This window comes from Clostridium sp. UBA5712 (assembly GCF_002419845.1).
GTDB lineage: Bacteria > Bacillota > Clostridia > Clostridiales > Clostridiaceae > Clostridium_J > Clostridium_J sulfidigenes.
Window position 1 is genome coordinate 22,822 of record NZ_DIGW01000001.1, and the last position, 21,539, is coordinate 44,360.

The window sequence follows — 21,539 nt, forward strand, 5'->3', positions numbered from 1 at the left end:
TGATTTTTTTGTTAATAAAAATTATAATTCTTTTTATTAGAGTTATGAAGGGAAGTTTAAGATGGAAGAGAGATTACAAAAATATATGGCTAGATGTGGTGTTGCTTCTAGAAGAAAATGTGAAGAAATAATATTATCTAACAGAGTTAAAGTTGATGGGATTATAGTAAAGGAATTAGGAACAAAAATTGACTCTAGAGTTAATGAAGTTAGAGTAGATGACAAAGTAATAAAACCAGAAGAAAAAAAGATATATATAGCACTTAATAAGCCTACAGGATATATATCATCTGTAAAGGATGATAGAGGTAGAAAAACTTTATTGGATATTGTAAAAGTAGATGAAAGGATATATCCTATTGGAAGGTTGGATTATGATACTTCTGGATTAATTCTTCTAACTAATGATGGTGAAGTTTATAACAATGTAATGCACCCAAGAGTTTCTATTAATAAAACTTATATAGCTATAGTAAAAGGAATAATCAATGATGATGAAATACATAAATTTGAAAAAGGAATTGATATTGGGGATTATATTACTGCACCAGGAAGATGTGAAGTGTTAAAAAAATATAAAAATAGTTGTGAAGTTGCTATAACTATCCATGAGGGGAAAAATAGGCAAGTGAGAAGAATGTGTGAAGCAATTGGACATCCAGTTGTAAGTTTGAAGAGAGTTTCAATTGGTGAAATAAAATTAGATACAGGGTTAAAAGAAGGTCAATGGAGATACCTAAGTGAAATAGAAATACAATACCTAAAGAATGGAGGAGATAAAAATGTTTAAATACTTAGGAAATATAACAGATCTATCTCACTATATAATTGAAAATTTTGTGGTGGATAAAAATATAGCGGTAGATGAGACTCTTGGGAATGGTGGAGATTGTGATTTTCTAAGTGAGAGCTTTAAAAAAGTTTATGCATTTGATATTCAATCAGTAGCAATAGAAGAATATAAGAAAAAGAACAAAGATAATGTAAAACTCATTTGTGATTCTCATGAAAATATAGAAAAACATATAACTGAAGAAATAGATGTAGCCATATATAATTTAGGTTTTCTACCCGGTGGTGACAAATCAATAACTACGGAGGCTGAATCTACACTAAAAAGTATTAAAGAAACTTTAAAAATATTAAAAAATGGAGGTTTTGCCATTGTATCAGTATACATTGGTCATAATGAAGGTCTTCGTGAAAGTGAACAGATACTAAAATATGCAAGTTCTCTACCAAAAAATAAGTATGGAGTAATGATTCATAAAGTTATAAATAGGAGTGAAAGGGCTCCATATTTATTAGTCATTGAAAAGAAGTGATTGCTCTAAAACAGTGATTTTACAATACTTAATACAGAAACTTAAACTATGTTATAAGTTTATAATTATCTCTTATATAGGAAAAAATTCATAAAATTAATAATCATAGAAGTTTTATGTTGAAGGATAATCCATACTGTGTTAATATGAAGTATATAATTCATTTTTCAGTAAAATGAATTATATACTTTATAATCTTTTAAAAGGAGTTAAGTGATGGAGAATAATAATACTGATTTAATGAGAATGATACAAACTAAGTTTTCAAGGTTAAGTAAAGGGCAGAAGCTCATAGCTGAATATATTTTAAAGCATTATGATAAAGCAGCATTTATGACTGCTGCGAAGCTAGGAGCAAGCGTTGGTGTAAGTGAATCAACAGTAGTTAGATTTGCTAACCAATTAGGTTATGAAGGATATCCTGAACTCCAGAAGGCGCTACAAGAACTTATAAAAAACAAACTTACCACAGCTCAAAGAATAGAATTATCTAATGATTTTATTATTCCTAATAACGCTTTAAAAGGAGTATTAAAATCAGATATAGAAAATATTAGAGCAACAATGGAAAAAATAAATTATGAGGCTTTCGAAAGTACAGTTAATAGTATTTTAAACTCTAAGAAAATTTATATTGTAGGATTAAGAAGTTCCGCTGCATTGGCAGACTTTTTAGGATTTTATTTAAATTTAATATTAGACAATGTAAAAATCGTATCTTACGGGATGAGTGATATTTTTGAACAGATGCTAACATTAGGTGAAGGAGACTGTGTCATTGGTATAGGTTTCCCACGTTATGCTATGAGAACTGTTGAAACCCTTAATTATGCAAAGTCAAGGGGAGCTGATGTTGTTGCAATTACAGATAGCGTTTTATCTCCGTTAGCAACTAAAGCTGATTATGTACTAATAGCTGAAAGTAATATGGCTTCCTTTGTTGATTCTTTAGTGGCACCACTAAGTGTTATTAATGCTCTTATTATAGCTGTAGGATTAAAGGAAAAGGACAAAATATCTAAAACCTTCACAGAACTTGAGCAAGTATGGCAAGAATATCAAATTTATTCCTACAAAACAAATAAAGATATTAACAAGTTTTAATTTTTATGTCTAAATTTTTATAAAATTATGTTGATTTATATACAAAAGTATTCTATTATGTAAATAAAGGCATGTAATCGTTTTTAGTATTTGCAATAAATCTGTTAAAATGTTTTTAAAAAAGAAGGAAAAAAAGCAAATACATAGAATATATATTACATGTAAAGATTTACTTCAGTGTGTTATCATACAAAAAGTAAATTATATAAATAATTTTGTTTAAATTTTAGGAGGTATTGATACTATGGATACTAAAGCTTATATTGAGCAAGTATTAGAAAACGTGAAAAAAAGAAACAGCGCTGAACCAGAATTTATACAAGCTGTTGAAGAGGTTTTAAACTCTATAGGGCCTGTACTTGATAAGCACCCAGAATATGTAGAGTCTAACTTATTAGAAAGATTCTGTGAGCCTGAAAGACAAATAATGTTTAAAGTATCTTGGAAAGATGACAATGGTAAAACTCAAGTAAATAGAGGATTTAGAGTACAATTTAATGGAGCTATAGGACCTTACAAAGGTGGATTAAGATTCCATCCATCTGTTTACTTAGGAATTATCAAGTTCCTAGGATTTGAACAAATTCTTAAAAATGCATTAACTGGACTTCCAATAGGTGGAGGTAAAGGTGGTTCAGACTTTGATCCAAGAGGCAAGTCTGATGCTGAAATCATGAGATTCTGTCAAGCGTTTATGACTGAATTACAAAGACACATCGGACCAGATGTGGACGTTCCAGCTGGAGATATCGGTGTAGGTGGAAGAGAAATCGGATACTTATATGGTCAATATAGAAGAATTAGAGGAGCTTTCGAAAATGGAGTTTTAACTGGAAAAGGTTTAACTTATGGTGGAAGCTTAGTAAGACCAGAAGCAACAGGATTTGGAGTTACTTATTTCTGTGAAGAAATGCTTAAACATGAAGGAACTGACTTCAAAGGAAAAACAGTTGCAGTTTCAGGTTTCGGTAACGTTGCTTGGGGAGCATGCCAAAAAGTTGCTGATTTAGGTGGTAAAGTTGTTACTTTATCTGGACCAGATGGTTATATCTATGATAAAGATGGAATAACTACTCCAGAGAAAATTAATTACTTAGTTGAAATGAGAAATTCAGGTAGAGATAAAGTTCAAGATTATGCTGATAAATTTGGATGCGAATTCTTCCCAGGACAAAAACCTTGGGGTGTTAAAGTTGACATCATAATGCCTTGCGCAACTCAAAACGATATTCATATAGAACATGCAAAACAAATCGTTGCTAATGGCATTAAATTTGTATGTGAAGCTGCAAATATGCCATGTACAAACGAAGCAGTTGAATACTTCTTAGCTAATGGATTAATAGTTGGACCTGCTAAAGCTGCTAATGCTGGTGGAGTTGCCACTTCTGCATTAGAAATGGCACAAAACAGTATGAGAATATCTTGGACAGCTAAAGAGGTGGATCAAAAACTTCATCAAATAATGGTAACAATTCATAAAAATGCTATGGATGCAGCTGAACAATGTGGATTTGGATACAACTTAGTTGCTGGTGCTAACATTGCTGGATTTATGAAAGTTGCTGAAGCAATGCATGCTCAAGGAGATATTTAATATTAAATTAAAATAGTTTTAATATTAAAGGAGGGAATTTTTAAATTCTCTCCTTTTTCATGTGATATGACAAGGATTTTAGTTTTAAATGTAATTTATTATAATTAAACTCTACTAATAAACGTAGAATAAAATTTTAGTTAACAAAATAAATTCATTGAATAATTAGGAATTTTATATTAAATTATAATATAGGAATATATTTAAAATAAAACAGAAGAGATGGTGATTTTTTGGCACAAGTAGTAGTTGTAGGTGGAGGTCCAGCTGGAATGATGGCTGCAATAGCAGCAAGTAAAAACAATAAGGTTATATTAATAGAAAAGAATAATAAACTTGGCAAAAAACTGTTTATTACTGGGAAAGGTAGATGTAATGTAACTAATAATAAGGATATTAGTGAGTTTTTTGATTATATTCCAACTAATCCTCATTTTCTATATAGTGCTCTTTATACATTTACCAATGAGGATACTATTAAGTTTTTTAATGAAAGAGGAGTTGAACTTAAAGTAGAGAGAGGGGATAGAGTTTTTCCTAATTCAGATAAATCTTCAGATATTATAAAAGCCTTTGAAAAAACTTTAATGGAGAAAAATATTGAAATTAAACTTGGAATTGCTGTAAAAGAATTAAAAGTTGAAAATAATAAGATTACTTCAGTAATCCTTGATAATGATGATTATATAGAATGTGATAATGTAATCTTAGCTACTGGCGGGGCTTCATATCCTCAAACTGGATCTAATGGTGATGGGTTTAGATTTTGCAAAAGTTTGGGTCATAATGTAGTGTCTATAAAACCGTCCTTAGTACCAATTGAAATTAATGAAGCTTGGGTAAAAGACCTTCAAGGTTTATCACTAAGAAATGTACAACTTACATTATTAGATAAGAACAATAAAATTATTTTTAAAGATCAAGGTGAAATGTTATTTACTCACTTTGGAATTTCTGGTCCATTATGTCTTAGTGCAAGCAGTTTAATAAAACCAGGTGAAAAGTATAAGATTGTATTAAATCTTAAGCCTGCACTTAGCGAAAAAGAGTTAGATTTAAGAATACAAAAGGATTTTTTAAAGTATAATAATAAGGACTTTAAGAATGCATTAAATGATTTATTTCCACAAAAATTAATTCCTATTATGATTAATTTAAGTAAAATACCAGAAAATCAAAAGGTAAATAGTATTACAAAAGAACAACGTAAGTTTTTTCTAAATCTTATTTCAAATCTTACAATGGATGTAAGAGGATTAAGGTCTATAGAAGAAGCAATAGTTACATCTGGAGGCATTGATACAAAAGAAATTGATCCGTCTACAATGAAATCCAAGGTGGTTTCTAACCTAAGTTTTGCTGGAGAAGTAATAGATGTAGATGCTTATACGGGAGGCTATAATGTACAGATTGCTATTTCTACAGGTTTTATAGCAGGAAGTAAGATATAAATATACAAGTAAAGTTATTATTGAGAAATTTATAGTTTAAAAACATCTATTTAAATTATAGATTGATAGTAACTATATAACTGAGGAGTGAAACTATGAAAATATCAATAGCTATTGATGGTCCTGCTGGAGCAGGAAAAAGTACTATAGCTAAATTAATAGGAGAAAAATATAACTTAATGTACATAAATACTGGATCTATGTACAGAGCAGTTACTTTATTTGCAATGAGAAAGGGTGTTGAACCTAATCAAGTAGGTGATTTATGTGAACTTATAGATACTTTGAAGATGTATTTTGATAATGATAACCTATTTGTTAATGATATAGATGTGACTGATGAGTTAAGGAGTATTGAAGTTACTAATAATGTGTCGAGATATGCATCTATACTAGAGGTTAGACAAAAGCTAGTTGAAATGCAGCAAGAAATAGCTAAAAATTACAATGTAATCATGGATGGTAGGGATATAGGCACAGTAGTACTTAAAAATGCATCCTTAAAAATATTCTTGACAGCTAGGGCAGAAGAAAGAGCTAAACGTAGGTATGATGAGCTTATAGCCAAGAATGTAAAAGTAGATTATAATAATATATTAGAAGATATAAAAAAAAGAGATTACATTGATTCAAATAGAGAAGTAGATCCTTTAAGAAAAGCTGAAGATGCAATAGAGATTGATACTTCTACTATGGGTATAAATGAAGTAGTAGATGCCATATCTAAGTACATATCATATATAAATGTAGATAAATAGTCATGTGTAATATAAAATAATTTGTTTTATAGTAAATGGTATTAGAGGTGAGGATAATATGTCTGAAGTAACTCTTGCAAATAAAGCAGGTTTTTGTTTTGGAGTAAAAAGAGCAGTTGAAGAGACTATAAGATTGAGAGAAAAATATAATAAGGATATATACACATTAGGGCCATTAATCCATAATAATGATGTTGTGAAAAGCTTAGAGGAAAAAGGTATTCATTCTATAACTCTAGAAGAAGCATATAATCTTAAAAAAAATGATGTTGTAGTAATAAGATCTCATGGTGTTGGCAAAAATGTATTTGACCATTTAAGAAAGAATAATGTTATAATAGAAAATGGGACTTGTCCATATGTGAGAAATATACAACAAAAAGTTGAGGAGTATTATAACAAAGGATATAATATAATTATTGTTGGTGATGATAAGCATCCAGAGGTCATAGGGATTAATGGGTGGTGTAATGATACAGCTATTATATCTAAGGATGGAGAAAACATAGATGCAATTAAGAGCAAGGTATGTGTAGTTTCCCAAACTACAGAAAAGCAAAGTAATTGGGAAAAGGTTTTGAACAGGATAATATCATTAGCTAAAGAAATAGTAGCTTTTAACACTATATGTAATGCCACAGAAGAAAGACAGGAATCAGCGAATAAACTTTCTAAAGAGGTTGATTTAATGATAGTTTTAGGCGGATATAATAGTTCAAATACTACAAAGCTTTATGAAATTTGCAAAAAAAATTGTGAAAATACTTATCATGTAGAAAAAGTAGATTCTTCACTTTTAAATATGATAGGGAATGAAAATATAAATAAAATTGGAATTACTGCTGGGGCGTCAACTCCAGAGTACGTAATTGAGGAGGCTATTAGTAAAATGAAAAAACAAAACGATATAAGTCAAGAGGATATGGACCTTTATGATAAATATTTTAAGGATACTAGCAACATATCTGTAGGAAGTATTTTAGAAGGTGAAGTATTTAAAGTAAATGAAAAAGAAGCATATTTAACTATAGGTACAAAAACTGAGGCTATAGTAACAGCAGAGGAATACTCTAGAGACAATGAAACTCCTTTAAATCAACAAATTAAAGTAGGAGATGTTATTAAAGCAAAAGTAATAAACAGAAAAAATTCTGATGGATTAGTTGTATTATCAAGAACTGAGGTTTTAAGAGCTGAACAACAACAAGTGTTAAAGGCTGCTTTTGATAATGGAGAGATAATAAATGTTCAAGTTAAACAAGAAGTAAAAGGTGGACTTGTAGCTTTATTTGAAGGAGAAAGAGTATTTATACCAGCATCTCATATAGAATTAAGTAGAGTTAGTGATTTGTCTAAGTATATAGGACAAAATTTTGATATAAAACTTATAGAGTATTCTAGAGAAAGAAATAGAGTTAAAATAGTTGGTTCAAGAAGAGAACTTTTAGAGAAGGAGAATGAAGTTAAAAAGGCTACTACATGGGCTTCTTTAGAAAAGGGAATGGTAGTTGAAGGTGAAGTTAAAAGATTAACTGCTTTTGGAGCTTTTGTAGAAATTAATGGTATAGATGGTTTATTACACAGTTCAGAAATGTCTTGGAATAAAGTTAATAACCCATCAAAATTATTTAAAGTTGGTCAGATTATTAAAGTTGGTGTTTTAGAAGTTGATAGAGAAAATAACAAATTAGCTCTAAGTGTTAAAATGTTAAGTGAAAATCCATGGAATAATATTAATGAAAAATATCCAACAGGAAATGTTGTTGCTGGAAAAGTAGTAAGATTTGCACCATTTGGAGCATTTGTTGAATTAGAAGAAGGTATAGATGGATTAGTCCACATATCTCAAATTTCTAATGAGAGAGTTGAAAAAATTGAAGATGTTTTAAAAATTGGAGAGATCGTAAAAGCTGTTATAACTCAAGTAGATGCTGAAGGAAAGAAAATTGGACTTAGCATTAAAGATTTAGAAGCATAAAAATTTTTAGAAGATACACTATACTGGGGTATCTTCTATTTTAAATTAAAATAAATATACTAAAAATGGTTATATTATTTAAATTTGGATTATAATATATATATAGATTCAAAAGTATGAGGTAGATGGATTTATGTATAAATTAGAAACATTAAATAATTCAAATTTAAATTTTATAAATGAGTTTGATATTACTAATGAGTATAAAGAAGAACTCATAGAGATTTGTACAAATAAGAATATATTTAAAAAACTCCTTTTGGGAAAAAACATCAAGTATATAAAATCTCAACAAAAATATATAGGGTTTTTATGGTATAGTAAACTTCAATATCAAGTATATAAAATACACTGTATAAAGTTTATTCCAGAATATAGTACTTTTGAGTATTATAAAGAAGTTTTTAAGTTTTTCAATAGTTGTAATTCAATTATAATCAGTGAAAATAATAACTTGAATACAACTTTATTGATTAAACTAGGATTTAGTGTAGAAAGAGCTATTATTGAAATGGAAAGAGATATAAATTCCTATGAAGAACAGAATAATGATGAAAATATTTCTTTTGAAACCTTTAAAGAAGGTAAAGATGAAAAATATAGGTGTTTAATTCAGAATAAAGTTTTTGATTCAGCTAATAGACAGTCTATAAATAAAGAGGATATTATATATGAAAAATATCAAAATTATTATATTCCAGAAGGATGTATTTTTATTAAACATAAAGGGGTCAATGTAGGTTATGGACAATTAATAAAAAAAGATTCAAAAATTTATATAGCTAACTTTGGAATTTTACCGGAATATAGAGGCAAAGGTTATGGAAAGAAGCTATTAAAATATATAGTAAATATAGCTCATGATCTTGGTAATAGTAAAATATATCTTAAATGCGATAAAAAAAATATAGAAGCTGTAAACTTATATATAGGTGAAGGGTTTAAAACAATAGATACTTATCATGAGTATAAGAAAGATAATATAGATTCATTTTAATATAATAATTAATGTAGTAAATATAGCACTATACTTTATAATTATTAAGAACAAATATAATAAAAAAGAAATTAAGTCATGAAACTTAATTTCTTTTTTGATTACTATTTTTCAATTTTTACATATTCAGCTAAAGCTCTTTCTAATATGTCCATTGCATCAGCTAGAGCTTCAGTATTTAAACAATAAGATAATCTTATTTCATCCATACCAAGACCCTCTGTTGCATAGAAACCTTCTGCAGGTGCAACCATAACAGTTTTATTATTATAGTTATAGTCTGTAAGTAACCATTTTGCAAAATCCTCACCACTTTTTATTGGAAGCTTTGCTACTATATAAAATGCTCCAGTAGGTTTTTTACATATAACACCTGGCATTTTTGAAAGCTTTTCAAACAGAATGTTTCTTCTTGATTCATATTCTTTTTTAACATTAATAAAGTATTCTTTAGGAGTATTGATTAAATTTGCTGCTGCTAGTTGTTCTATAGTTGGAACACATAGTCTAACTTGACACATTTTCATAATTTGACTTATAAGTTCTTTATTCTTAGAAGCTACTAAACCAATTCTTGCACCACATGCGCTATAGCGCTTAGATATACTATCTATTAAAATTACTCTATCTTTAATATCTTCCATATAAAGAGCAGAAGTGTATTTTAGTCCATCATAAACAAATTCTCTGTATACTTCATCTGCAATAAGGAATAGGTTATTCTCTTTACATATATCAGCAAGCATTCTTATTTCATTTTCAGTGTAAACAACTCCAGTTGGATTTCCAGGGTTAGAAACCATGATTGCTCTAGTTTTAGGAGTTATTTTAGATGTTATAACCCCCTTTGCTGGTAGATGAAAGCCTTCTTCAGCTTTAGTTATAAAAGGTACTACTTTTACGCCAGCACCTTGTGCAAATCCTGCATAATTAGTATAGAAAGGCTCTGGTATAATTACTTCATCGTCTACATCACAAATTGCTGTTAATGCTAAAGAAATAGCTTCAGAACCTCCATTAGTAATAAGAATTTCATTTGATTCGAAATCTATATCCCATTCTTTATAGTATTTAATAAAACTATTAATTGCTTCATCTATTCCTTGAGATTGAGCATATTTAAGTACATCATCTTTATAGTTATTAATTCCTTCCATGAATTCCTTTGGAGTTTCGATATCAGGTTGACCAATATTTAGATGATATATTTTTACTCCTTTACGTGCAGCTTCAGCTCCATATGGTGCTAGTTTTCTAATCGGTGAATATCCCATAGCCAGTATTCTTTTTGAAAATTCCATTTTAACTCCTCCTAAAATAATATGAATAAATATTTAAGTTTATTTATTTTCATTATTGTACTAGTATACATTACATATTGTTTCTATTTTGTATAATATTTATGAAGAACTTTACCTAATCTTTTTATTCCTTCTACGATTTTATCTTCTGGCATATTAGAGTAATTTAATCTAAAGAAGTTTTTCTTTCCACCATTAGGGAAGAAAGAAGCACCAGGTACATAGGCTACATTCTCTTTTAGAGCATCTTCCATAATAGAAGCAGAATCTAAATCTTTTCTTAATTCAACCCAAGTAAACAACCCTCCTGAAGGGTAAGTGTATTTAACGTCTTCAGGGAAATATTTTTTCATGCTATCTATCATTAAGTCACGTCTAGCTCTATAAACTTCAATTATGCTCTTTATATGATCATCTAAACTGTAAATTTCCATGTATTCTCCTGCAATAACTTGAGCAAAAGTATTACATTGTAAGTCTGCGCCTTGCTTAATTAAAATATACTTTTTAATTATTTCTTCTTCTGCTAATATCCATCCAAGTCTTAGTCCGGGACAGAAAGTTTTAGAGAAAGTACCTAGATTAATTACATAACCAGCTTTATCAAAGGATTTAATTGAAGGAAGACTTTCTCCCTCAAATCTTAATTCCCCATAGGGACTATCTTCAATTAAAGGTATTTCATACTTAGCAGCTAGTTCAGATAAGCGTTTTCTTCTTTCGATATTCATTGTAATTCCACTTGGATTTTGAAAATCTGGAATAGTATAAATCATTTTTATATTGTGGTTTTCGTTTTCTAATGCTTTTTCTAATTCCTCTACAATCATACCATTTTCATCCATTGGTATTTCTAAGAATTTAGGACCATAAGCCATAAATGCATTTAAAGCGCCGAGATAGCTTGGACTTTCACATGCAATAGTGTCTCCTTCATTTATGAAAAGCTTTGCAGAAAACTCTAAACCTTGCTGAGAACCATTAGTTAGCATAACATTTGAAGTATCGCATTTTACTCCTGTAGGCGCTATTCTTTCTTTTACAATTATTTCTCTCAAAGGCATGTAACCATCAGTAGAAGCATATTGTAGAGCTATTTGGCCTTTTTCTTTTATAACCTTTGATGCTATTTCGTTTAGTTTATCTAAAGGAAATAATTCAGGTGCTGGTAATCCACCTGCAAAAGAAATGATTTCTGGCTTTTCAGTCAATTTCAAAAGTTCTCTTATTTCAGACGCTTTTAAATTTGAAGTCCTATTCGCATAACGTATATTCATATATACACCCCCATAATTATGTTTTAAAATTAATTATACTATTCATCTTATGTACCATGATTTTATTATAACTTATTTGCATGTTTTTTCAAGATATTTTAATATAGTGGAAAGAGTAATAAAATAAATCTTAAAAATACTTGTTATTTGAGTGAAGAAGTAGTATAATAACTTAAAGAATAAATTAAATAATTAAATATTTCTTTAAATCAGTCCAGAGAGGCTGGCAAGAAGGTAGATATAATTACAGGGCACACTATATTTATGTATATAACTTCTTGCGAAAGTAAGAAGTTTTTTTATTTATATACCTTTTAATCAGTACTGAGATACTGAAAGGGGAGAAAGAAATTTCTCCTAATATTAAAAATATTAAGGAGGCTTTATATGTCAGAAATAACATTAAAAAAAGAAGCAGAAGAAACATTGGCAAAGAGATCTATTAAGGAAGAGACTAAAAGAATGGTACTTGCTATGCAGCATTTAATTGCTATGTTTGGTGCAACGGTTCTAGTACCTGTACTTACAGGACTTGACCCTTCAGTTGCTCTTGTTGCAGCAGGATGTGGTACTTTGATATTTCACCTTTGTACAAAAGGAAAAGTTCCAGTATTCCTTGGTTCTTCCTTCGCATTTATACCAGTAATAATAGCTGCAGGAGAATTAAATGGTGGAGATTTAGCGTATGCACAAGGCGGATTGTTAGTTGCAGGATTTATTTATGTAATAATTTCATTTCTTGTTAAGAAAATTGGTGTAACCACTATAAAAAGACTCCTTCCAGCCCAAGTGGTAGGACCTATGATAATAGTTATAGGATTAAACCTTGTACCTACAGCTATAGGAATGGCTAGTGAAAATTTTATTATAGCAGGGATAACTTTAGTTATAGCATTATCCATTAACTTATTTGGAAAAGGTTTTTCAAAACAGTTAGCTATACTTATTGCAGTATCATCAGGGTATATACTTTCATTGATTTTTAATATAGTAGATACTAGCATAATATCTAAATCGGCATATATAGCGGTACCTAGCTTCACACTGCCTAAATTTGATATAGCATCTATACTCGTAATTGCACCAGTAGTGTTAGCAGTATTAATGGAGCACGTTGGTGATATTACTACAAACGGACAAGTAGTGGGCAAAAACTTCATTGAAGATCCCGGTCTTAATAGAACTCTATTAGGAGATGGACTTGCAACTATGTTTTCTTCATTTATTGGAGGACCAGCAAATACAACTTATGGAGAGAATACTGGAGTTTTAGCATTAACAAAGAACTATGATCCATCAATAATAAGAATTACAGCAATATTTGCTATAATCCTAGGTTTCGTAGCTAAATTAGGAGGATTACTATTATCTATCCCTAGTGCTGTTATGGGTGGTATTAGTATCATGTTATTTGGAATGATTTCATTAATAGGATTTAAAACTATTAAAAATGGAGATGTAACTTTTGATTGGAAAAACATTGTAGTAATAGCTACTATAATAATAATTGGTCTTGGTACTACTAATTTAGAAAAATACACTGGTATATCAATTGGAATTCCAGTTGGTGCATCTGTTAAAATAACAGGCGTAAGCTTAGCAGCTCTTGTAGGGGTTATACTAAATATGATTTTAAATTTTAAAAGTGAAAAAGAAGAAAATAGAAATGAATATGTAGCTTAACTATGCATTCATTGAAATACCACTTAATACAAAGATTATGTATTAGGTGGTATTTTTTTACATCTGATGATATAATATAATAAAATATAACATGGGGGTGTGACAATGAAAAAAGTTAAAGTTGAAGATGCTATTGGGATGGTGGTGGCCCACGATTTAACTAAGATCGTACCGGGGGAATTCAAGGGTGCTGCTTTTAAAAAAGGACATATAATAGAAGTAAAAGATATAGAAGAGTTGAAGTTTATAGGGAAAAATCACGTTTATATTATTGAAATGAATTCAGAAATGCTTCATGAAGACCAAGCAGCTTTAGAGTTAGGACAAGCAATTGGAGGAGAAAATACCTACATTAAATCACCTAGTGAGGGAAAAGTAAATATTTTAGCTGCTCGGGATGGGCTTTTGAAAATTAACACTAGTTTGTTATATGAAATTAATTATATTAAAGACATTGTAGTAAGTACATTACACAATAATACTGTTGTAGAAAAGGATACAATTGTTTCTGCTACAAAAGTAACACCGTTAGTTGTAGAAAAAAGATATATCAATCAAGTTAAGGATATATTAAGAAATGTATCAGGGATTATAGACATAATACCTTTTAAAGTTCAGAAGGTAGGAATCGTTATTACTGGTACGGAAATTTATGAAGGCATCATTACTGATAAATTTGCTCCAATACTTAAGGAAAAGGTTAGTAATTACAAAGCTATTGTTGAAGATGTCATATTTGTTCCAGATGACTTAGAAAAAACAACTAATGCTATAGAGATATTTAAGTCTAGAGGATGCAGTTTAATAATATGCAGTGGGGGAATGTCAGTAGATGCAGATGATTTAACACCTGTAGCTATTGAAAAAGTAGCTTCAGAGATAATTACCTATGGATCTCCAGTAATACCAGGAGCTATGTTTATGTTAGCATATAGTGATGATATAACTTATGTGGGGATTCCAGCTTGTGGAATGTTCTCTAAAATAACTGTATTTGATGTTTTACTTCCTAGGATAATGGCAAAGGATAAAATTAGTAAAAGAGAAATAAATGAGTTATCTCACGGAGGGCTTTGCTTAAAATGTAATATATGTCATTATCCAATTTGTCCATTTGGGAAATAGGGAGGTATTTTATATGAGTATTACTTTACTTGAAGAAGTGAATGAGCAAGTGAAGAATGGGAATTTTGTAGCTCTTTCTATAATTACTAAGGCTTGTGGATCTTCACCTAGGGGAGAAGGTACCATAATGGGAGTTCTAAGAGATGGTACTGTAATTGGTACTATAGGTGGAGGTGCAGTTGAAGATGAAATTATAAAATCTAGTATAGAGGCTATAGAAACACAAAGGAGTGGTAGATATGAATATAGTTTGAATGAAGCTAATAAAGAGCTTAATATGGTTTGTGGAGGAAACATTGAAGTATATATAAAAGTATTAATGCCTAAGCGTAAACTTCTTATAGTTGGTGGGGGACATATTGCATTGCCACTACATTTTATAGCTAATGTATTAGGATATGATATTGTAGTTTTTGAGGATAGGGAAGAATATTGTAATTGGGAAAGATTTAAATTAGCTGATGAGCTTTTACTAGGAGATATTAAAGAAAATTTAAAAAAATATCCTATAAATAATCAATGCAGTATAGTAATTATAACTAGGGGACATTTCCATGACTATGAAGCTTTAAAAACTATTATAGATACTGAAGCAAATTATATTGGTATGATAGGAAGTAAAGTTAAGATAAAAAAAACTATATATAAATTATTAGATGAAGGATTTAACAAAGATTTGTTGAATAAAGTATATGCACCTATTGGTATAGATTTAGGTGGTGAAAGACCAGAAGATATAGCATTATCTATAATGGCAGAAATTTCATTAGTTGTAAATAATGGAAAACTAGCCCATAAAAAATTACAATAATATATAGAGAGATAAAAATTTATCTTGAATTATTGTAATATAATCAATATGTTCATAATATTTTAATTATATAAGGGTTGATTTTCTTTCTAAAAAGTAAAGTATGATAGATAATATTGTATTTTATTAATATATAAATAAAAGGGAGTTCTAAGGGGGAAAACAATGGTAAATCGAAAAGCTTTAAAAAATAAATCTAAAGATCAATTAAGGGGGCAGTGGAAGATACCGGTCTTAATAACACTAATAATCTTTGTAATTCAAGGAAGTATAAGTCTTGGTTCTGAGACTTTTAAAGATGCTATAGGACCATCACTTCTGATAACAGTTATAAGCATAATAGTAAGCTTAAGTATAGCAATTATGAGTAATTCATTTTATCTTAAAATTTCTAGGGATAAGAAAGTTAAATTTTCTGATATACTTATCTCAGGTAAGACTTGGGGAAAAGGTATGGGTATACAGCTTTTAATAGTATTAATGTACATACCAATAATAATTATTATTGGTATAGTTGTAGGGTTTATAGCAATTCATTATAGTAACCAGATATTTATGGGTTCTTTATCAGGTAATTCTATTCCATCTTTTGAAGGCATGACAACAATGATTGTTCTGGTTACGTTAGTTTTATGTATACCAATAATTATTTTGGGTTTATATTTGTTCCCAGCAGTGATTTTAGTATGTGAAGATAATAGTAAGGGTGTAATTCAGTGTATAAAAGAAAGTTTTAAATTAATGAAAGGGAATGTATGGAGTTTATTTGTACTATACCTTAGCTTTTTAGGTTGGGTGATTTTATGTATTGTACCAGGTGTAGTTGTAGCTATAATTGCAGTTTTTTCATTTAATGAAATACTCATTACTATATTACCGTTAATTATAGGAATTAGCTTTCTATGGTTAACCCCATATATGAATACAACATTTTTGAATTTCTTTAATGAAATATCTGGATACAATAATAAACCTATATATAATGAAATTAATCCATTAAATTAACAATATGTGTTATATATCTATATAAGTTGTCTATGAATGAGATTACTTATATAATAACTTAGTATTTAGCGTAAATTAAATTTTAACTAGGTTTATATATAAATGTTTATATCATAATTAAAGAAGATGTATATCAACTTAAATCCAAAGGAATTCTTTGGATTTTTATTATTAAGTCTAATTGGAAATTAATAAACTAAAGCCTAAATTAAAAAAATATTACTTCAAGATTTAAGATTGTATATAAATGCTATTGTTTGTTATGAATAAAGATGATAGATTTATAATAGAGTACATTAAAGATAAAATATATTAATTAGCTATGTATTGGATAAATATAAATATAAATATAAATAAATGATTAGGTGATGAAATGAAGATAGTATGTTCAATAGGTCCTAATGTTAAGACCTTAAATGATTTAGATAAGTTTGTAAATGCAGGAATGAATTCAATGAGATTGAATTTTTCTCATATAGAAAATGATACAGCTAAAAAACAAATTAAGTATATGAAGGAGAATTATCCTGATATTTCTATTATTCAAGATTTACAAGGCAATAAAATTAGAGTATCTAATTTGTTTAATGGCCAATTAAGGGTTAACTTTGGAGAAACCGTATATTTTTGTAGTGAAGAATTTTTTAAAGAAAATCTTAGACATAGTGGAAAGAATACATTAATTCCAATTTCTTTTCAAGGACAATTTACATGGCTTTCTAAATGCAAAAAAATTCTTATGAAGGATGGAACAATGGAATTTAATGTTGTAGGAAAGCTTAAGGATAAAGAGGCAATAAAGGCAGAAGTCGTTTTAGGTGGCATGGTTAGAGGTGAGAAGGGGTTAAATGCTCCGGGAATGGATAGGTTGGGTATGACGTTAACCATAAAGGATAAGAAGGATATTGAATTTGGCCTATTAAGTGGTGTGGATATAATATGTCTTTCCTATGTTACGAGAGAATCTGATATTCTAGAATTAAAGGAATATATAAAAAAAGTAAAGAAATATAATCCTCAAATTATTATGCCTAAAATTTGGGCAAAAATAGAGTGTAAAGAAGGAATTCTTAATTTTGATTCTATTTTAAAATCTGTTGATGGAATTATGCTAGGTAGGGGAGATTTATTCTCGGAATTGGACATAATGGAAATTCCTTTTGTACAGGATGAAATAATAGGAAAGATGAAATCTGAAAAAAAGGAGCTTATAATCGCAACCTATGTGTTAGATTCTATGAGAAGTGCCCGAAAACCTAAAATTCCTGAATTAGATGATTTATATAATTTTATAAAAAATAAGGTTGATGGAATTATGCTAGCTGGAGAAGTTGGGATAGGTAAAAATCCTCTCCATGTTATAAGATTTACTAAAGAATTTATAGATAAATATAGTTATCTTAGTTAAGAAAAAAATGAAGATGGATATAAAATTTATATCCATCTTCATTTTAGAATTAATTAACTATTTAGTCTAGTTTAGTTATATTTTAGGAATAAATTCTATATATTTACATCGGGTTCAATGATATAATTAAATATAGATAGTGTAAAAACTCTACACTAACCTAAGCATATAGGGGGGATTATTATGAATAAAGATTTACAGAAGGAAAAGATACAAGAAATATATAATGAAATTACTAGATTAACAGAAGAATTATCAAAAATTCAATGTACTCATAATGAATGTGAAGAATGTCCTTTTAGAGAATTGACAACAACTGATTCTAATCAAACACTTGATTGTGGTGGATTTATTGATTTATTCATGTATAATTAATAAGTCCTTATAATTATTTAAAATGTAGAGCAAAAGCAATAGACTTAATTTTGTCTATTGCTTTTAAACATATATTAATGAAAATGTATATAAACTATTTTCCTAAGTTAAATATATCTAAATCTTTAACTTTCAATCCTCGTTTCATTACTGTTACCATGGCTCTTAAGGTGTCGAGAGAAGTCATTAATGAAACTCCTGATTCTACAGCTGTTCTTCTAAGTTTAAAGCCATCGCGCTGAGAGTCATTTCCTCTAGTTGGTGTATTAACTATCATATTTATAGATTTATTTCTGATAGAATCTACTATATCAGGTTTTCCTTCACCAATTTTATTAACTATTTTTGCATCTATACCTTCAATTTGAAGCATTTTTGCAGTTCCTTCTGTGGCTACTATCTTACAGCCAAGTAAGTTCATTTCTTTAGCTAGTATTAAGAATTCATCTTTGTCACTATTATTTATGGTTGCAAGTAATTTGTCTCCAGACTTTAAAATTGGTCTTTTGGCAGCCAAGAAACCCTTCATCATAGCTTCATCAAAGGTATGTCCTACACCAAGAACTTCTCCAGTGGATCTCATTTCAGGTCCAAGACTTACTTCAACCTTTGGAAGCTTTTCAGTAGAGAATATAGGTACTTTTACAGTTACAAAGTCAGGTTCAGCACATATTTGTTCCTTATATCCCATATCTTCTAGAGATTCTCCAAGCATGGCGCGAGTAGCTAATTCAACTATAGGTACATTAGTAACCTTGCTTATATATGGAACAGTACGAGAAGCTCTAGGGTTAACCTCTATGATAAAAATTTCTCCTTCAAACTCAATGAACTGAATATTTATCATGCCAAGAACTTTAAGCTCTAAAGCAATCTTCTTTGTATATTCAAAGATAGTATTCTTAGATTTGTCAGATATATTTTGAGAAGGATATATGCTTATAGAATCTCCAGAGTGGACTCCGGCTTTTTCAAGGTGTTCCATAATTCCTGGAATTAAAATACTTTTACCATCACAGATAGCATCCACTTCAATCTCTCTACCAACTAAGTATCTATCAATCAAAACAGGATTTTTATGATCTCTTTTAAACGAATTCTCCAAATACTTTTTAAGCTCCTTTTCTCTATAGGTGATTTCCATACCTTGACCACCTAACACATAAGAAGGTCTAACAAGTACAGGATATCCAAGGTTCTCAGCACCAACAATTCCTTCATCAAGGTTCCATACTGCAATTCCTTTAGGTCTATTAATATCAAGATCTTCAAGCATAGCATCAAATCTTTCTCTATCTTCGGCCCTATCTATACCATCAGCATCAGTACCTAAAATCTTAATTCCATTTTCTCTTAGAAACTTAGATAGTTTTATAGCAGTTTGACCACCAAATTGAAGAATTACACCTTCAGGTTTTTCCTTGTTGATTATGTTGAGTACATCTTCTTCAGTTAGAGGTTCAAAGTAAAGTTTATCTGATATATCAAAGTCTGTTGATACAGTTTCTGGGTTATTATTTACAATTATAGTTTCGATGCCTTTTTTCTTAAGAGCTCCAACAGCATGAACAGAGCAGTAATCAAACTCAATCCCTTGTCCGATTCTAATAGGACCTGAACCTATAACCATTACTTTTCTTTTATCAGATACAACTACTTCGTCAAATTCTTCATAGGTTGAATAGTAGTATGGTGATATGGCATCAAACTCTCCAGCGCAAGTATCTACCATCTTATAGGTTGGCATAATGTTATACAGCTTTCTAAGAGTATACAACTCTATAGGGCTAATATCCATTAAGTCTGCAATACCTTTGTCTGAAAAACCCTTTTTCTTTAATAGATTTAAATATTCTTTATTTAAATCTTCTAACTTAGCAGTTTTTAAGAATTCTTCTTGTTCTACTATCCATTTTATTTTATTTATAAAGAAGGTATCTATTCCTGTAACCTCTGATAATTTCTCAACTAGATATTTTCTTCTAAGCATTTCAGCTAGATCAAAGACTCTTTCATCATCTGGCACCATTACGCTACTCTTTAACTGAGACAAAGTTTTTTCCTGAGATGGCTTATGATCTAACACATATTTTCCTATTTCTAAGGAGCGAATTCCTTTTAGGAAGGCAGCCTCAAAATTTGATCCAATAGCCATGATTTCTCCTGTTGCCATCATTTTAGTTCCTAAGGATTTATTGGCATTTTTAAATTTATCAAAAGGCCATTTTGGTATTTTCACAACTACATAATCAAGAGCTGGCTCAAAGGAGGCCATTGTTTTACCAGTAACGGAGTTTACAATTTCATCTAGGGTATATCCAAGGCCAATTTTTGCAGCTACCTTTGCTATGGGATATCCTGTAGCTTTTGATGCAAGGGCAGAAGAACGAGAAACTCTAGGGTTTATCTCAATTACAGCATACTCAAAACTATTAGGATTTAAAGCAAACTGGACATTACATCCTCCAATAATTCCTACTTCATCTATGATTCTCAAGGCTGAAGTTCTAAGCATTTGATATTCTTTATCAGAAAGGGTTTGAGAAGGAGCTACAACTATGGAATCTCCTGTATGAACACCAACAGGGTCTATGTTTTCCATATTACACACGGTTATGCAATTTCCTTTAGAGTCACGCATAACTTCATATTCAACTTCTTTCCATCCTTTAATACTTTTTTCTAAAAGAACTTGATTTACAGGGCTAAGATAAAGACCATTTTCTAATATGGTAATTAGCTCTTCTTCAGTATCTGCAATACCACCGCCAGTACCACCAAGGGTGTAGGCAGGTCTTACAATTACAGGGTAACCAATCTTTTTAGCAAAGTTAACTCCAGAATCTACATCATTTACTATATCTGACTCAATAACAGGTTCGTTGATTCTTTCCATTAATGCCTTAAATAAATCTCTGTCTTCACCTTTTTTTATAGACTCTACCGAAGTTCCTATGATTTTAACTCCATATTTATCTAATATACCTTTTTCAGCGAGTTCTATAGTTAGGTTTAAACCTGTTTGTCCACCCATCCCTGATAAAATGCTGTCTGGTTTTTCTTTTACTATAATTTTCTCAATAAACTCAGTAGTTAATGGCTCTATATATATTTTATCTGCCACTTCCTTGTCAGTCATTATGGTTGCAGGGTTAGAGTTTATTAGTATGGTTTCTATCCCTTCTTCCATAAGTGCTCTACAAGCTTGAGTTCCAGAATAGTCGAACTCAGCAGATTGTCCTATTACTATTGGACCAGATCCTATTATTAATACTTTTTTTATGTCATTTCTCTTACTCATTGATTATTCCTCCTACATGAAAGCTCACTGTCTTTCTTAATGT

Annotated in this window: 17 protein-coding genes; 14 read left to right on the forward strand and 3 right to left on the reverse strand. The window is 29.8% G+C overall.

Annotated features, from left to right (window positions below; all coding sequences use genetic code 11):
• The first annotated feature begins 61 nt into the window (after nucleotides 1–61).
• The 8 genes from B3B03_RS00120 to B3B03_RS00155 all read left to right on the forward strand — a co-directional run bounded on the left by B3B03_RS00120 (nucleotide 62) and on the right by B3B03_RS00155 (nucleotide 9,210).
• On the forward strand, nucleotides 62–790 hold the full coding sequence (locus B3B03_RS00120) for a pseudouridine synthase (RefSeq protein ID WP_346848088.1): 729 nt from the start codon (nucleotides 62–64) through the stop codon (nucleotides 788–790).
• Entirely contained in the window at nucleotides 783–1,325 is a 543-nt protein-coding gene (locus B3B03_RS00125; RefSeq protein ID WP_346876177.1) for a class I SAM-dependent methyltransferase, read from the forward strand. Before B3B03_RS00120 ends, B3B03_RS00125 begins: the two co-directional genes overlap by 8 nt.
• Before the next feature lie 216 nt (nucleotides 1,326–1,541).
• Nucleotides 1,542–2,429, forward strand: a complete 888-nt coding sequence (locus tag B3B03_RS00130) for a MurR/RpiR family transcriptional regulator (RefSeq protein ID WP_035132970.1) — start codon at nucleotides 1,542–1,544, stop codon at nucleotides 2,427–2,429.
• 244 nt (nucleotides 2,430–2,673) lie between these two features.
• Entirely contained in the window at nucleotides 2,674–4,026 is a 1,353-nt protein-coding gene (gene gdhA / locus B3B03_RS00135; protein ID WP_346876178.1) for an NADP-specific glutamate dehydrogenase, read from the forward strand.
• Between the two features lie 233 nt (nucleotides 4,027–4,259).
• On the forward strand, nucleotides 4,260–5,477 hold the full coding sequence (locus B3B03_RS00140) for an NAD(P)/FAD-dependent oxidoreductase (protein ID WP_346876179.1): 1,218 nt from the start codon (nucleotides 4,260–4,262) through the stop codon (nucleotides 5,475–5,477).
• 95 nt (nucleotides 5,478–5,572) lie between these two features.
• Nucleotides 5,573–6,235 carry a (d)CMP kinase gene (gene cmk, locus B3B03_RS00145; protein ID WP_346848091.1) on the forward strand — a complete coding sequence of 221 codons (663 nt, stop codon included), beginning with the start codon at nucleotides 5,573–5,575 and terminating at the stop codon, nucleotides 6,233–6,235.
• A 58-nt stretch (nucleotides 6,236–6,293) separates the two neighbouring features.
• The gene (locus B3B03_RS00150; protein WP_150844231.1) at nucleotides 6,294–8,213 is read left to right on the forward strand and encodes a bifunctional 4-hydroxy-3-methylbut-2-enyl diphosphate reductase/30S ribosomal protein S1; all 1,920 of its coding nucleotides are present in this window, start codon (nucleotides 6,294–6,296) and stop codon (nucleotides 8,211–8,213) included.
• A 133-nt stretch (nucleotides 8,214–8,346) separates the two neighbouring features.
• The gene (locus B3B03_RS00155; RefSeq protein ID WP_346876180.1) at nucleotides 8,347–9,210 is read left to right on the forward strand and encodes a GNAT family N-acetyltransferase; all 864 of its coding nucleotides are present in this window, start codon (nucleotides 8,347–8,349) and stop codon (nucleotides 9,208–9,210) included.
• Nucleotides 9,211–9,314: 104 nt separating this feature from the next.
• On the opposite strand, the gene B3B03_RS00160 is transcribed toward B3B03_RS00155, so the two are convergent.
• Nucleotides 9,315–10,511, reverse strand: coding sequence for a pyridoxal phosphate-dependent aminotransferase (locus B3B03_RS00160; protein ID WP_346876181.1), 1,197 nt, complete (start codon nucleotides 10,509–10,511; stop codon nucleotides 9,315–9,317).
• 83 nt (nucleotides 10,512–10,594) lie between these two features.
• On the reverse strand, nucleotides 10,595–11,788 hold the full coding sequence (locus B3B03_RS00165; protein WP_346876182.1) for a PLP-dependent aminotransferase family protein: 1,194 nt from the start codon (nucleotides 11,786–11,788) through the stop codon (nucleotides 10,595–10,597).
• Nucleotides 11,789–12,175: 387 nt separating this feature from the next.
• On the opposite strand from B3B03_RS00165, the gene B3B03_RS00170 reads away from it, so the two are divergent.
• The 6 genes from B3B03_RS00170 to B3B03_RS00195 all read left to right on the forward strand — a co-directional run bounded on the left by B3B03_RS00170 (nucleotide 12,176) and on the right by B3B03_RS00195 (nucleotide 18,195).
• On the forward strand, nucleotides 12,176–13,471 hold the full coding sequence (locus B3B03_RS00170) for a uracil-xanthine permease family protein (protein WP_346876183.1): 1,296 nt from the start codon (nucleotides 12,176–12,178) through the stop codon (nucleotides 13,469–13,471).
• A 105-nt stretch (nucleotides 13,472–13,576) separates the two neighbouring features.
• Nucleotides 13,577–14,596, forward strand: a complete 1,020-nt coding sequence (locus tag B3B03_RS00175; protein WP_346848096.1) for a molybdopterin-binding protein — start codon at nucleotides 13,577–13,579, stop codon at nucleotides 14,594–14,596.
• Between the two features lie 13 nt (nucleotides 14,597–14,609).
• The gene (locus B3B03_RS00180) at nucleotides 14,610–15,407 is read left to right on the forward strand and encodes an XdhC family protein (protein ID WP_346848097.1); all 798 of its coding nucleotides are present in this window, start codon (nucleotides 14,610–14,612) and stop codon (nucleotides 15,405–15,407) included.
• A 165-nt stretch (nucleotides 15,408–15,572) separates the two neighbouring features.
• Nucleotides 15,573–16,412 (forward strand): DUF975 family protein, encoded by an 840-nt coding sequence (locus tag B3B03_RS00185; RefSeq protein WP_346876184.1) that lies wholly within the window; start codon nucleotides 15,573–15,575, stop codon nucleotides 16,410–16,412.
• A gap of 373 nt (nucleotides 16,413–16,785) precedes the next feature.
• Entirely contained in the window at nucleotides 16,786–17,820 is a 1,035-nt protein-coding gene (locus tag B3B03_RS00190) for a pyruvate kinase (protein WP_346848099.1), read from the forward strand.
• A gap of 183 nt (nucleotides 17,821–18,003) precedes the next feature.
• On the forward strand, nucleotides 18,004–18,195 hold the full coding sequence (locus B3B03_RS00195; RefSeq protein ID WP_150844223.1) for a hypothetical protein: 192 nt from the start codon (nucleotides 18,004–18,006) through the stop codon (nucleotides 18,193–18,195).
• 94 nt (nucleotides 18,196–18,289) lie between these two features.
• Here the strand turns inward: B3B03_RS00195 and carB are convergent, their stop codons facing one another.
• Nucleotides 18,290–21,496: a carbamoyl-phosphate synthase large subunit gene (carB, locus tag B3B03_RS00200; RefSeq protein WP_346876185.1), complete on the reverse strand. Its 3,207-nt coding sequence runs from the start codon at nucleotides 21,494–21,496 to the stop codon at nucleotides 18,290–18,292.
• Nucleotides 21,497–21,539: the final 43 nt, after the last annotated feature.

Excerpts from the sequence above, each read along its gene's own strand:
- B3B03_RS00130 (WP_035132970.1), top strand. The coding sequence starts at position 1,542 with ATGGAGAATAATAATACTGATTTAATGAGAATGATACAAACTAAGTTT.
- carB (WP_346876185.1), bottom strand. The coding sequence starts at position 21,496 with ATGAGTAAGAGAAATGACATAAAAAAAGTATTAATAATAGGATCTGGT.
- B3B03_RS00190 (WP_346848099.1), top strand. The coding sequence starts at position 16,786 with ATGAAGATAGTATGTTCAATAGGTCCTAATGTTAAGACCTTAAATGAT.
- B3B03_RS00155 (WP_346876180.1), top strand. The coding sequence starts at position 8,347 with ATGTATAAATTAGAAACATTAAATAATTCAAATTTAAATTTTATAAAT.
- cmk (WP_346848091.1), top strand. The coding sequence starts at position 5,573 with ATGAAAATATCAATAGCTATTGATGGTCCTGCTGGAGCAGGAAAAAGT.
- B3B03_RS00120 (WP_346848088.1), top strand. The coding sequence starts at position 62 with ATGGAAGAGAGATTACAAAAATATATGGCTAGATGTGGTGTTGCTTCT.
- B3B03_RS00160 (WP_346876181.1), bottom strand. The coding sequence starts at position 10,511 with ATGGAATTTTCAAAAAGAATACTGGCTATGGGATATTCACCGATTAGA.
- B3B03_RS00195 (WP_150844223.1), top strand. The coding sequence starts at position 18,004 with ATGAATAAAGATTTACAGAAGGAAAAGATACAAGAAATATATAATGAA.
- B3B03_RS00125 (WP_346876177.1), top strand. The coding sequence starts at position 783 with ATGTTTAAATACTTAGGAAATATAACAGATCTATCTCACTATATAATT.
- B3B03_RS00175 (WP_346848096.1), top strand. The coding sequence starts at position 13,577 with ATGAAAAAAGTTAAAGTTGAAGATGCTATTGGGATGGTGGTGGCCCAC.
- B3B03_RS00150 (WP_150844231.1), top strand. The coding sequence starts at position 6,294 with ATGTCTGAAGTAACTCTTGCAAATAAAGCAGGTTTTTGTTTTGGAGTA.
- gdhA (WP_346876178.1), top strand. The coding sequence starts at position 2,674 with ATGGATACTAAAGCTTATATTGAGCAAGTATTAGAAAACGTGAAAAAA.
- B3B03_RS00170 (WP_346876183.1), top strand. The coding sequence starts at position 12,176 with ATGTCAGAAATAACATTAAAAAAAGAAGCAGAAGAAACATTGGCAAAG.
- B3B03_RS00165 (WP_346876182.1), bottom strand. The coding sequence starts at position 11,788 with ATGAATATACGTTATGCGAATAGGACTTCAAATTTAAAAGCGTCTGAA.
- B3B03_RS00185 (WP_346876184.1), top strand. The coding sequence starts at position 15,573 with ATGGTAAATCGAAAAGCTTTAAAAAATAAATCTAAAGATCAATTAAGG.
- B3B03_RS00180 (WP_346848097.1), top strand. The coding sequence starts at position 14,610 with ATGAGTATTACTTTACTTGAAGAAGTGAATGAGCAAGTGAAGAATGGG.